The sequence below is a fragment of the Enterobacter sp. GD03975 genome, from assembly GCF_029838645.1.
GTDB classification, from domain to species: domain Bacteria; phylum Pseudomonadota; class Gammaproteobacteria; order Enterobacterales; family Enterobacteriaceae; genus Enterobacter; species Enterobacter quasihormaechei.
This window is the reverse complement of record NZ_JAOBZC010000004.1, coordinates 1-11,780: the sequence shown is the minus strand read 5'-3', so window position 1 is coordinate 11,780 and position 11,780 is coordinate 1. Positions and strand designations below refer to the sequence as shown.

The 11,780-nt window shown below is 54.7% G+C and carries 12 protein-coding genes, 1 tRNA gene and 1 other annotated feature; of the genes, 9 read left to right on the top strand and 4 right to left on the bottom strand.

Translation table 11 applies throughout. The features are described 5' to 3' along the window. Positions 1-4 precede the first annotated feature (4 nt). Together hisG and hisL are read right to left on the bottom strand one after the other, a co-directional pair. Positions 5-904 (bottom strand): ATP phosphoribosyltransferase, encoded by a 900-nt coding sequence (gene hisG, locus N5C09_RS08795; RefSeq protein ID WP_006811208.1) that lies wholly within the window; start codon positions 902-904, stop codon positions 5-7. Between the two features lie 45 nt (positions 905-949). Beyond that, positions 950-1,073, bottom strand: a sequence feature (His leader region). Beyond that, positions 1,049-1,099, bottom strand: coding sequence for a his operon leader peptide (gene hisL / locus N5C09_RS08790; RefSeq protein ID WP_099516347.1), 51 nt, complete (start codon positions 1,097-1,099; stop codon positions 1,049-1,051). Its footprint overlaps the feature before it by 25 nt. A 173-nt stretch (positions 1,100-1,272) precedes the next feature. Between hisL and N5C09_RS08785 the strand changes: the two genes are divergently transcribed. From N5C09_RS08785 to plaP, 4 genes are all read left to right on the top strand, one after another. Next, positions 1,273-2,097, top strand: a complete 825-nt coding sequence (locus tag N5C09_RS08785; RefSeq protein ID WP_063868371.1) for an SDR family oxidoreductase — start codon at positions 1,273-1,275, stop codon at positions 2,095-2,097. 41 nt (positions 2,098-2,138) lie between these two features. Beyond that, complete coding sequence (locus tag N5C09_RS08780) at positions 2,139-3,068, top strand: LysR substrate-binding domain-containing protein (RefSeq protein WP_279748880.1); 930 nt, start codon at positions 2,139-2,141, stop codon at positions 3,066-3,068. A 219-nt stretch (positions 3,069-3,287) separates the two neighbouring features. Then, on the top strand, positions 3,288-3,350 hold the full coding sequence (gene yoeI, locus N5C09_RS08775) for a membrane protein YoeI (protein ID WP_099458931.1): 63 nt from the start codon (positions 3,288-3,290) through the stop codon (positions 3,348-3,350). Then, positions 3,340-4,698 carry a putrescine/proton symporter PlaP gene (plaP, locus tag N5C09_RS08770; protein WP_279748878.1) on the top strand — a complete coding sequence of 453 codons (1,359 nt, stop codon included), beginning with the start codon at positions 3,340-3,342 and terminating at the stop codon, positions 4,696-4,698. The genes yoeI and plaP overlap by 11 nt, the downstream gene beginning before the upstream one ends. Positions 4,699-4,820: 122 nt before the next feature. Here plaP and sbcB read toward each other — a convergent pair whose 3' ends face one another. After that, a complete protein-coding gene (sbcB, locus tag N5C09_RS08765) occupies positions 4,821-6,248 on the bottom strand; it encodes an exodeoxyribonuclease I (protein ID WP_279749023.1) in 1,428 nt (475 codons plus the stop codon). A 200-nt stretch (positions 6,249-6,448) separates the two neighbouring features. Here sbcB and dacD point away from each other — a divergent pair, with 200 nt between their 5' ends. The 4 genes from dacD to N5C09_RS08745 all read left to right on the top strand — a co-directional run bounded on the left by dacD (position 6,449) and on the right by N5C09_RS08745 (position 9,845). Beyond that, positions 6,449-7,621, top strand: a complete 1,173-nt coding sequence (dacD, locus tag N5C09_RS08760) for a serine-type D-Ala-D-Ala carboxypeptidase DacD (protein WP_279749022.1) — start codon at positions 6,449-6,451, stop codon at positions 7,619-7,621. Between the two features lie 117 nt (positions 7,622-7,738). Then, positions 7,739-8,212 (top strand): DNA gyrase inhibitor SbmC, encoded by a 474-nt coding sequence (gene sbmC / locus N5C09_RS08755; RefSeq protein ID WP_063450220.1) that lies wholly within the window; start codon positions 7,739-7,741, stop codon positions 8,210-8,212. A gap of 91 nt (positions 8,213-8,303) precedes the next feature. Then, the gene (locus N5C09_RS08750; protein WP_279748876.1) at positions 8,304-9,362 is read left to right on the top strand and encodes an FUSC family protein; all 1,059 of its coding nucleotides are present in this window, start codon (positions 8,304-8,306) and stop codon (positions 9,360-9,362) included. A 147-nt stretch (positions 9,363-9,509) separates the two neighbouring features. Next, entirely contained in the window at positions 9,510-9,845 is a 336-nt protein-coding gene (locus N5C09_RS08745) for a DUF496 family protein (RefSeq protein ID WP_063450218.1), read from the top strand. 139 nt (positions 9,846-9,984) lie between these two features. On the opposite strand, the gene N5C09_RS08740 is transcribed toward N5C09_RS08745, so the two are convergent. Continuing rightward, positions 9,985-10,060 (bottom strand) — tRNA-Asn (locus tag N5C09_RS08740). A gap of 190 nt (positions 10,061-10,250) precedes the next feature. On the opposite strand from N5C09_RS08740, the gene emmdR reads away from it, so the two are divergent. Continuing rightward, the gene (gene emmdR / locus N5C09_RS08735; RefSeq protein ID WP_242672234.1) at positions 10,251-11,705 is read left to right on the top strand and encodes a multidrug efflux MATE transporter EmmdR; all 1,455 of its coding nucleotides are present in this window, start codon (positions 10,251-10,253) and stop codon (positions 11,703-11,705) included. Positions 11,706-11,780 lie beyond the last annotated feature (75 nt).

The following is an 11,780-nucleotide window of genomic DNA, read 5'->3' as shown; positions in this document are numbered from 1 at the left end:
GTCGTTACTCCATCATCTTCTCAATTGGCAGCACCAGAATGGAGCTTGCGCCCAGCGCCTTCAGTTTTTCCATGGTTTCCCAGAACAGGGTTTCGCTGCTGACCATGTGCATCGCCACGCGCTGCTGGTCACCCGCCAGCGGCAGAATGGTGGGGCGCTCTGCGCCCGGCAGAAGGGCAATGACTTCCTCGAGACGCTCGGTTGGCGCATGCATCATGATGTATTTGGATTCACGCGCCTGAATCACGCCCTGAATGCGGGTCAGCAGTTTGTCGATGAGCTGCTGTTTGGCCTCGGCCATCTCACCGTCGCGCTGGATAAGGCACGCTTTGGAGCGGTAAATCACCTCCACTTCGCGCAGGCCGTTCGCTTCCAGCGTGGCGCCGGTCGAGACGAGGTCACAGATGGCATCGGCCAGGCCCGCGCGCGGCGCCACTTCAACGGAGCCGTTCAGCAGACAGGATTTAAACTGCACGCCTTTTTGATCGAGGTAACGCTTCAACAGGTGAGGGTAAGAGGTGGCGATACGTTTGCCGTTCAGCGCGGCCGGGCCGTCCCAGGCTTCATCGACCGGCGTGGCCAGCGACAGGCGGCAGCCGCCGAAGTCCAGACGACGCAGGGTAAAGTAGCGCGGATCTTCGCCCTGCGCGCGGCGGGTTAATAGCTCTTCTTCCAGTACGTTTTCGCCGATGATGCCGAGGTCAACGACGCCATCCATTACCAGGCCCGGGATATCGTCATCGCGTACGCGCAGAATGTCGATCGGCATATTTTCAGCCAGGGCAATCAGGCGCTGGGTGTGCAGGTTGATTTTAATCCCGCAGCGGGCCAGCAGTTCGCGTGAATCGTCGCTTAAACGGCCTGATTTCTGAATAGCTATGCGTAAACGTGAGTTATCTAACATTCTGTGTTCCTCGTTAACCTGTTTTAACCTGTCTGAATGCGGTCCAAAAAAAAGCCCCCGGAAGATGATCTTCCGGGGGCTTTTTCATGCGTTCATGCACCACTGGAAGATCCAAATGTCTTCCAGCACACATCGCCTGAAAGACTAGTCAGGATGATGGTGATGATGGTGGTTTTTAAAAGGAACGCGTGTCATATAAATTCTCGTTGAATGCTTATGCATTTGATGTCTTTTAACCTAAACCAGTTATACGCCATAAAGCAAGGGCTTTTTTTGATCATTAATTCATTTCATATTGATGGTATGAATTGTGCGTTCCACCAGGCTGGCGTAGCCTTATAACAGGGGTAGTTAAGCGGAGAATGTACATGAAAAAGGTCGCGATTGTCGGGTTAGGGTGGTTAGGAATGCCGCTGGCGATGTCATTAGCCGCGAAAGGCTGGCAGGTGACAGGGAGTAAGACCACCCGAGATGGGGTTGAAGCGGCACGCATGTGCGGCATTGACGGTGTCGAGCTGCGCCTCGAACCCGAGCTTATCTGCGATACCGACGAGCTGGACGAACTGATGAATGTGGATGCGCTGGTCATAACCTTACCGGCGCGACGCAGTGGGCCGGGCGAGACGTTTTACTTGCAGGCGGTGCAGGAGATTGTCGACAGCGCCCTGGCGCATCATATTCCGCGTATCATTTTTACCAGCTCGACCTCCGTCTATGGCGATATCGACGGTACGGCGAAGGAGAACACCGAGCGCCGTCCGGTGACCGCCAGCGGTCGGGTACTGAAAGAGCTGGAAGACTGGCTGCACAATCTGCCCGGCACGCAGGTGGATATTTTACGTCTGGCCGGGCTGGTGGGGCCGGGGCGCCATCCGGGGCGCTTCTTTGCCGGTAAATCCGCGCCGGATGGTCAGCACGGGGTTAACCTTGTGCATCTTGAAGATGTTGTCGGCGCAATAGAACTGCTTTTACAGGCTCCGAAAGGGGGGCACATCTATAATATATGTGCGCCTTCGCACCCGGCGCGCAGCACCTTTTATCCGCTGATGGCACGCCAACTTGGCCTGGCGCCGCCGGTGTTCAGTGATGCGCAGGGGGAACGCAAAGGCAAAATTATTGATGGCAATCGTATTTGCCATGAACTGGGATTTGAGTATCAGTATCCCGATCCGCTGGTTATGCCCATGGAATAACTGCATCAGCGGAGACAATCGCACACCGCAAGGGGGCGAAGATGAAACCGCTGCTGGATGTTCTTGTTATTCTGGATGCGCTTGAAAAAGAAGGGAGCTTTGCCGCCGCCTCGGCGAAGCTCTATAAAACGCCTTCAGCTCTGAGCTATACCGTGCAAAAGCTCGAGAGCGATCTTAATATCCAAATCCTTGACCGTTCCGGGCATCGCGCGCGATTCACCCGTACAGGGCAGATGCTGCTGGAAAAAGGGCGTGACGTGCTGCATGCGGTGCGCGAGCTGGAAAAGCAGGCCGTTAAGCTTCACCAGGGCTGGGAAAATGAGCTGGTGATTGGAGTTGATGATACTTTCCCTTTTTCACTGCTTACCCCGCTTATCGAGGCGTTTTATCAGCGCCATAGCGTCACGCGCCTGGTTTTTATCAACGGCGTGCTGGGCGGTTCATGGGACGCCCTGACCCAGGGCAGGGCGGATATTATCGTTGGAGCCCTGCACGAGCCTCCTCAGCTGAGTGAATTTGGTTTCGCCCGGCTGGGTGTGCTGGAGCAAATTTTTGCCGTTGCGCCTCATCATCCGCTGGCGAATGAACCGGAGCCAGTTTCAAGACGCGTCATCAAAAACCATCGCGCCATTGTGGTGGGAGACAGCTCGCGTCCCGAGTGCGGTATTTCATCGCAGCTTCTGGATGAGCAGGAGGCCATCACCGTTTTTGATTTTAAAACCAAGCTGGAGCTGCAAATAAGCGGCCTCGGGTGCGGTTACCTTCCCCGTTATTTAGCTCAGCGGTTTATAGACAGCGGCGCGCTGGTGGAAAAACAGGTTTTAGCGCAGAGCAGTAACGAATCGGTATGGGTAGGCTGGAATGAACAGACCGCCGGGCTTGCCAGCGCCTGGTGGCGAGACGAAATTTTAGCAAATAGTGCTATCGCGACAGTTTACACTCAGGCAGATGATGGTAAATCAACCAGTTAGAAAAATTATTTTATGGGCACGTTTCTCAATGTATTGCCTTTTGTATCTTGAATAGGGCAAAATGCCGCCGCTGCAAACAAATAAATAATCGACGATATAAAAGGCGTCGGTTATTTTTTTTTGCATGTACGAAACGAAACTAAAAACCAAGAGGCCGGGCTTCGTACCGGATAGATACTTACTAAAATCCGACAGTTGTTGTCGCTGAGGAAGAAAGAAATGGGGCAATTTTTCGCTTACGTGGCGGTTATCACCGTAAAGGAGAATAACTATGTCGCATAACGCAACTCCAAACACCTCTCGCGTGGAATTACGTAAAACGCTTACGTTGATTCCGGTTGTCATGATGGGCCTTGCCTATATGCAACCGATGACGCTGTTCGATACATTCGGTATCGTATCAGGCCTCACGGACGGTCATGTGCCGACGGCTTACGGCTTTGCACTGGTTGCGATCCTCTTTACCGCGCTCAGCTACGGTAAACTGGTGCGCCGCTATCCGTCTGCCGGTTCCGCCTACACCTATGCCCAGAAATCCATCAGCCCGACGGTCGGCTTTATGGTGGGCTGGTCTTCGCTGCTCGACTATCTGTTCGCGCCGATGATCAACATTCTGCTGGCAAAAATCTATTTTGAAGCGCTGGTGCCATCGATTCCATCCTGGATGTTCGTCGTGGCGCTGGTGGCCTTTATGACGGCCTTTAACCTGCGCAGCATCAAGTCCGTTGCCAACTTTAACTCCGTTATCGTTGTGCTTCAGGTTGTATTGATTGCCGTGATCCTCGGCATGGTGATTTACGGTGTGTTCCACGGCGAAGGCGCGGGCACTCTGGCGAGCAGCAAGCCGTTCTGGTCTGGTGATGCGCATGTGATCCCGATGATTACCGGGGCGACGATTCTGTGCTTCTCCTTTACCGGTTTTGACGGTATCAGCAACCTGTCTGAAGAAACGAAAGATGCAGAGCGCGTGATTCCGCGTGCAATCTTCCTGACGGCGCTGATTGGTGGCCTGATCTTTATTTTCTCGACCTATTTCCTCCAGCTGTACTTCCCGGATATCTCTCGCTTCAAAGATCCGGATGCTTCTCAGCCGGAAATTATGCTCTATGTGGCGGGTAAAGCGTTCCAGGTCGGCGCGCTGATCTTCTCCACCATCACCGTACTGGCGTCCGGTATGGCCGCGCATGCAGGCGTTGCGCGTCTGATGTACGTTATGGGTCGCGATGGCGTATTCCCGAAAAGCTTCTTCGGCTACGTGCATCCAACATGGCGTACCCCGGCGATGAACATCATTCTGGTCGGTGCGATCGCGCTTCTGGCGATTAACTTTGACCTGGTGATGGCAACGGCGCTGATTAACTTTGGTGCGCTGGTGGCGTTCACCTTTGTTAACCTGTCGGTGATCTCTCAGTTCTGGATCCGTGAAAAGCGTAACAAGACGCTGAAAGACCACTTCCAGTATCTGTTCCTGCCGATGTGTGGTGCTATGACCGTGGGCGCGCTGTGGGTTAACCTGGAAGAGAGCTCAATGGTGCTTGGCCTGATTTGGGCAGGTATCGGCCTGGTTTACCTGGCCTGCGTGACGAAGAGCTTCCGCAACCCGGTTCCTCAGTACGAAGACGTCGCGTAAGACTGTGTCGGGAGGCGGCTACGCCTTACCCGACCTGAATACCCCGTAGGCCCGCGTAAGCGAAGCGCCACCGGGCAAAAAAAACCGGAGACGATGGTCTCCGGTTTTTTTATCTCTGCATTTCAGATGAGCTCTTGCGCATACTGGTATAGCGCTTTCAGCAGCGCCTGTTTCTCGGCATTCCCTTCATACTGGCCGTAAAGCATCTCCAGCTCCTGAGCGTAGCTGTTGAGAAATTCCGGGGTAAAGACGTTGCGTCGATGCTGTAGCCAGCGCTCCTGCTCAGCCTCATCCAGCGTGCCGGGATAGTTGCGCGCCCGGTAGTTAAACATCAGCTTCTCAATGCGCGTGTCCGCAAAGGTGATATCCAGCGCGGGCAGATTCCGCGGGTCGGTTTGCAGCACGATATTCATCGCCGCGCGGTCGGCGTCGCTGAAGAAGCCGTTATAAAGCTGCGCATCCACGTTTTCAGACGGCACGAACGGCTCTGCTTCGGCAAAAATGGCGACGACTTTCTCACGCACCTGCGGGTTGTCGCGCAGCACTTTCAGGTTATCGAGGCAGTGCTGACGGTTAATCCCCAGCCGGTCGGCGTCTTCCGGGCGCAGCGTATTGGCCTGGGCCAGCACCGGACATTTATTGATGTGCACCAGTTTAACCGGTACAGCGGGCAGGTCACCCAGCGCCTCTTTCGGCGTATACAGCCGTTCACGCAAGGTGTCGCTGTCAAGCTCAAGCAGCGGGGAGATATCCCCGGCAAGATCCACCATGATGACGGCGTTACGGTTATCCGGGTGCCAGGCGAGGGGCGCTACCCAGCTCGTGTTCCCGCGCCACGCCCCGAACATCCCTGAAATATGCACCAGCGGTTTCATCTGCGGCACATCAATCAGCGTCATCAGCTTCTGCTTGCTGCGGTGGCTTAACAGATACTCAAACAGGCGCGGCTGCGCGGTTTTAACGAGTTTCGCCATAGCGATGGTCGCGTAAACGTCTGCCATCGCGTCGTGGGCATTGCTGTGCTCGATGCCGTTGGCGCGCGTCAGGTGCTCAAGCCTGAAGCTCGGCAATACGTCGTCGTTCTCCGGCCAGTTAATCCCTTCCGGGCGCAGCGCATAACAGGCGCGCATAATATCCAGCAAATCCCAGCGTGAATTGCGGTTCTGCCAGCTCCAGGCGTACGGATCGTAGAAGTTGCGGTAGAAGATATTACGCGTCACTTCATCGTCAAAGCGGATGTTGTTGTAACCCACCACGCAGGTATTGGGCACCGTGAACAGATCGTGGATGCGACGGGCAAATTCCGCTTCGCTAACGCCTTTATCCCGCGCTTCCTGAGGCGTGATGCCTGTCACCATCACTGCGCCCGGCTGCGGCAGATAGTCATCGGCAGGCTTGCAGTAAAACACCTCGGGTTCGCCGATGATGTTAAATTCGTCATCGGTACGGATAGCCGCAAACTGCGCCGGTCGGTCCAGCGCCGGATGGGTGCCAAAGGTTTCGTAATCGTGGAACAAAAAAGTCGGGCGCGCGGCAGAGTCAGACACCAGTAATCTCATCCTGTTAAAAATTGACGTCTCTATGGTAAACGATTGGGGTGAGCAGTCCGAATAAAAAGCACGGTCAGGCAAGAAATTTGCGAGATCTGTTCCAGAAAATTTTGCGCAGTGTCACATTTTTTTGCAATTAAGGCAGGTAACGACATCAGAACTGCCGTAAAAAGGTCATCGATTTTTACTGACCTGAGGATATACCGTTGAAACGCCGTCTGTTTATTGCTGTTTCTTTACTCGCTTCGAGTATTTCATCCGCGCTGGCCGCCGAGCCGCTGGATTTTTCACCTCAGCCGCCTGCTATTCAGGCAGGATCCTGGGTATTGATGGATTACACCACGGGTCAAATCTTAACGGCGGGCAACGAACATCAGCAGCGCAATCCGGCGAGCCTGACCAAACTGATGACGGGGTACGTTGTCGATCGCGCCATTGATAGCCACCGTATCAGCCCCGATGACATTGTGACGGTCGGACGTGACGCCTGGGCAAAAGGCAATCCGGTCTTTGACGGTTCATCGCTGATGTTTCTGAAGGAGGGCGATCGGGTTTCCGTGCGCGATCTCAGCCGCGGCCTGATTGTTGATTCCGGCAATGACGCCTGCGTAGCGCTGGCGGATCACGTGGCGGGCGGTCAGCCGCAGTTCGTCAGAATGATGAATGACTACGTCGAAAAGCTGAACCTGCGCGATACCCACTTCGAAACCGTACACGGGCTGGATGCTCCGGGTCAGCACAGCTCCGCTTTCGATCTCGCCGTGCTTTCCCGTGCCATCATTCACGGCGAACCTGAGTTCTACCACATGTACAGCGAGAAAAGCCTGACCTGGAACGGCATCACCCAGCAGAACCGTAACGGGCTGCTGTGGGATAAGACCATGAACGTGGATGGCCTGAAAACGGGGCACACGTCGGGCGCGGGCTTCAACCTGATTGCCTCCGCGGTGGACGGTCAGCGTCGGCTGATTGCGGTGGTGATGGGCGCAGACAGCCCGAAAGGGCGTGAAGATCAGGCGCGCAAGCTGCTGCACTGGGGACAGCAAAATTTCGATACGGTGCAGATCCTGCATAACGGCAAAAAAGTGGGTACCGAACGTATCTGGTACGGCGATAAAGAGCAGATCGCGCTGGGCACGGATCAGGACTTCTGGCTGGCCTTGCCCAAAACGGAAGTGCCGAATATCAAGGCAAAATACGTGATGGACAAAAAAGAGCTGGAAGCGCCGATTGCCGCGCACCAGCGGGTAGGGGAGATCCAGCTGTACGATCGCGACAAGGTGGTTGCGCACTGGCCTCTGGTTACGCTGGAAAGCGTTGAAAAGGGCGGCCTTTTCTCCCGTCTCGGCGATTATCTGCATCATAAGCTCTAACCTTTCGGGCAGACTGGCACTGTTGCGAGTCTGCTCGCATAATAAACATTCCCGGTTTGCCGATAATCGCGATCCTGCTTTATAGTGTATGTATATACAGTGATAAACGGAGGCAGCATGGACTACAGCGTCAGGCAGCAACAGAAACGTAAAATCGCAGGCTTTCATCTCGTGGGGCCGTGGGAAAAAACGGTCAAGCAGGGGTTCGAACAGCTCGTGATGTGGGTAGACGGGCGTCATATTCAGCCGCAGGAATGGGTAGCCGTTTATTACGACAACCCGGATGACGTGCCGGCGGAAAAGCTTCGCTGCGATACCGCCGTCACGGTCCCTGATGATTTCACTGTACCTGAGAACAGCGAAGGGGTGATGATGACCGAAATCGCTGCCGGGGACTATGCTATCGCCGCTGCCCGTGTGGAAAATCATGATTTTGCCACCCCCTGGAACCAGTTCTTCAACTCCCTTCTCCAGGACAACGCCTACCAGATTGCGCCAAAACCGTGCTTCGAACGTTATCTGAATGATGGCAATGCAGACGGCTACTGGGACATTGAGATGTTTGTACCGGTAGAACACAAGGTGGGATAAACCTGCGAAACGCAGGGTTTTTGAGGCGGGTGCGATCCACCCGCCTCAAAACACAGTACAATTGTGGTTTGCCGTAAAGCTGGAGACGGGTGTGCGCCCCGACAAGTCATTAACCCCCTTTGAAATTCGGTTATACAAACATTATCGCGTGGTGCACGGTTGCCGCATTGCGCTGGCGTTTGTGTTGACCTTCGTACTGGTTCGTTTGCTGGATATCCCGGAAGGAACGTGGCCGCTGATCACGCTGGTGGTGGTGATGGGGCCGATCTCATTCTGGGGGAACGTGGTTCCTCGTGCCCTCGAACGCATAGGCGGCACCGTTCTAGGCTCGGCGCTTGGGCTTATCGCCCTGAAGCTGGAGCTGATTTCATTCCCGATCATGTTGCTGTGGTGCGCGGGGGCAATGTTTCTTTGCGGGTGGCTGGCGCTGGGCAAGAGGCCGTATCAGGCGTTGTTGATTGGCATTACGCTTGCGGTTGTGGTCGGCGCGCCGGCGGGTGATATGACCACCGCACTGTGGCGAAGCGGGGACGTTATCCTCGGCTCGTTGCTCGCCATGCTGTTTACCGGCATCTGGCCGCAGCGCGCCTTCCTGCACTGGCGCATTCAGATGGCAAGCTACGTCACGGCATTTAACCGCGTCTATCAGGCCGGGTTTTCGCCGAATCTGATCGAACGCCCACGGCTGGAAAAGCACCTGCAAAAAATCCTCAATGACGTGGTCAAAATGCGCGGGTTGATTACCCCGGCAAGCAAAGAAACGCATATCCAGAAAGCCATTTTTGAAGCCATTCAGACGGTGAGCCGTAATCTGGTCTGTATGCTTGAACTGCAAATCAATGCCCACTGGGCTTCACGCCCCAGCCACTTTCTGATGCTCAACGCGCATACGCTGAAAGAGACGCAGCAGATGACGCAGCAAACCCTGTTGACCATCGCCCATGCGCTCTACGAAGGGAATCCACAGCCCATACGGGCAAACAGCGAGCGGCTGAACGAAATCGTCGCCGAGCTGAAACAGCTGATGAATGAGCGTCAGGCCGACAATGTGGCGGAAACGCCCATCCACGGCTATGTCTGGCTGAGTATGGAGCTGGCACGACAGCTGGAATTATTATCGCAGCTGATTTGCCGGGCACTGCGCAAATAAAAAGCGTACGTGATGCCTGCTGCTTCGATTCAGCAGCAATTAGGGTTATGATGGTTTTAAACGATATACTCATTGTCATTCGCAGCCGCTGTCTGTTAAAACGGTTGTCTTAACGAATCCGAATCTCACATTATCAGGGGTGTAAAAATGGAAACTATTAAGCCTTCGTTCCAGGATGTTCTGGAGTTCGTCCGCCTGTTCCGCCGCAAAAACAAGCTACAGCGTGAAATCCAGGACGTAGAGAAGAAGATCCGTGACAACCAGAAACGTGTCCTGCTGCTGGACAACCTGAGCGACTACATCAAGCCGGGCATGAGCGTTGAAGCTATTCAGGGCATCATCGCCAGCATGAAGAGCGATTACGAAGATCGCGTTGATGACTACATCATCAAAAATGCTGAGCTGTCCAAAGAGCGTCGCGATATCTCCAAAAAGCTGAAGGTGATGGGCGAAATCAAAAACGTCGACGCTAAAGGCGAGTAATCGCGCAATCTGTTGCCCGGTGGCGTTGCGCTTACCGGGTCTGCGATTCCGTAGGTCGGGTAAGGCGAAGCCGCCTCCCGACAATTTTACCGAACGCAGAAAAGCAAAAAGCCTGCTTTGAAAGCAGGCTTTTTAAATGTGGCTCCTCTGACTGGACTCGAACCAGTGACATACGGATTAACAGTCCGCCGTTCTACCGACTGAACTACAGAGGAATCGTTGTGGAGGCTTATCTTAGCGGCGAAAAAACTTTTGTCAAACCTCATCTTAGGCAAAAGTGACTGATTGATGATTCTGTCGTCATTTTGTTGCCATTTCAGACATAATTTAATGGAAAATACTTTGCAGGATATGCATTTCTGCCCCATCATTTGAAATGGAGTTTCAACTTTCTCGCTAAGGTCCATTTTGAACGTCACCGCACCCATACGCCAGGCGATTATGCGCACGCCCTGGTATGCCAAACGTAAAAGTTATCGAGTTCTGTTCTGGCGTGAAATCACCCCCCTTGCCGTGCCTATTTTCCTGGAGAATACCTGTGTCCTGCTGATGGGCGTTCTCAGCACCTTCCTGGTGAGCTGGCTCGGCAAAGAAGCGATGGCCGGGGTAGGGCTGGCGGACAGTTTCAACATGGTGGTGATGTCCTTCTTTGCCGCCATCGATCTTGGGACGACGGTGGTGGTAGCGTTTAGCCTCGGCAAACTCGATCCGAAACGCGCCCGGGAAGCGGCCAGACAGTCGCTGATGATCATGACGATTTTCTCGATCGTTCTTGCGGCGGTCATTCATTACTACGGGAAAGAGATCATCGATATCGTCGCCGGCGAAGCGACCGGTGAGGTGAAGGCGCTGGCGCTCACCTACCTTGAAATGACGGTGCTGAGCTATCCGGCGGCAGCCATCGCGCTGATTGGCAGCGGCGCGCTTCGTGGCGCAGGCAATACCAAAATTCCGCTGCTGATAAACGGTGGGATGAACATCCTGAACATTATCATCAGCAGCGTTTTGATTTACGGTGTCTTCTCCTGGGATGGCCTGGGCTTTGTCGGTGCCGGTTTAGGGCTGACGATTTCCCGCTATATTGGTGCGGCGGCGATCATTGGCGTCCTCATGGCGGGCATCACGCCGTCGCTGCGCCTGACACTGAAAAGCTATTTCCGTCCGCTTAACTTCGCCATTATCTGGGAAGTGATGGGCATCGGGATCCCGGCCAGCATCGAATCCGTGCTGTTTAACGGCGGGAAACTGCTAACGCAGATGTTTGTTGCCGGGATGGGCACCGACGTCATCGCCGGCAACTTTATTGCCTTCTCCATCGCCTCGCTGATTAACCTGCCGGGTAACGCGCTGGGCTCGGCGTCGACCATTATTACCGGTAAACGCCTCGGCAAGGGGCAGATAGGGCAGGCGGAACGGCAGCTTCGCCACGTCTTCTGGCTTTCAACCATCGGGCTGACCGCGATTGCATGGGGTACCGCGCCGTTTGCCGGACTGATGGCCTCGTTTTATACCCACGAAAACGACGTAAAAGAGGTGGTGAAGGTGCTGATTTGGCTCAACGCGGCGTTTATGCCGATCTGGGCCGCGTCCTGGGTACTTCCTGCCGGGCTGAAAGGGGCGCGCGACGCCCGCTTTGCCATGTGGGTCTCTATGCTCGGCATGTGGGGCTGCCGCGTCGTGGCGGGATATACGCTGGGGGTGATGCTAGGCATGGGCGTGGTCGGCGTCTGGCTGGGGATGTTCCTTGACTGGGCCGTGCGCGGCGCGCTGTTCTACTGGCGTATGGTGAGCGGACGCTGGCTGTGGAAATATCCGCGAAAAAAAGCGGAACAGGCGGTTTCGGAAACCGCAAACGCCTGACAAATGCGCGAAGTGGAGAATAAATCGGCAAACGATTGAAAATCTGCATTCACCCTTTGACATCCTCAGGGCGCA

Bases quoted from the DNA above. Each gene is read 5' to 3' on its own strand.
- hisG (WP_006811208.1), bottom strand. From the start codon at position 904: ATGTTAGATAACTCACGTTTACGCATAGCTATTCAGAAATCAGGCCGT.
- N5C09_RS08780 (WP_279748880.1), top strand. From the start codon at position 2,139: ATGAAACCGCTGCTGGATGTTCTTGTTATTCTGGATGCGCTTGAAAAA.
- N5C09_RS08745 (WP_063450218.1), top strand. From the start codon at position 9,510: ATGGAAACTATTAAGCCTTCGTTCCAGGATGTTCTGGAGTTCGTCCGC.
- N5C09_RS08785 (WP_063868371.1), top strand. From the start codon at position 1,273: ATGAAAAAGGTCGCGATTGTCGGGTTAGGGTGGTTAGGAATGCCGCTG.
- plaP (WP_279748878.1), top strand. From the start codon at position 3,340: ATGTCGCATAACGCAACTCCAAACACCTCTCGCGTGGAATTACGTAAA.
- sbmC (WP_063450220.1), top strand. From the start codon at position 7,739: ATGGACTACAGCGTCAGGCAGCAACAGAAACGTAAAATCGCAGGCTTT.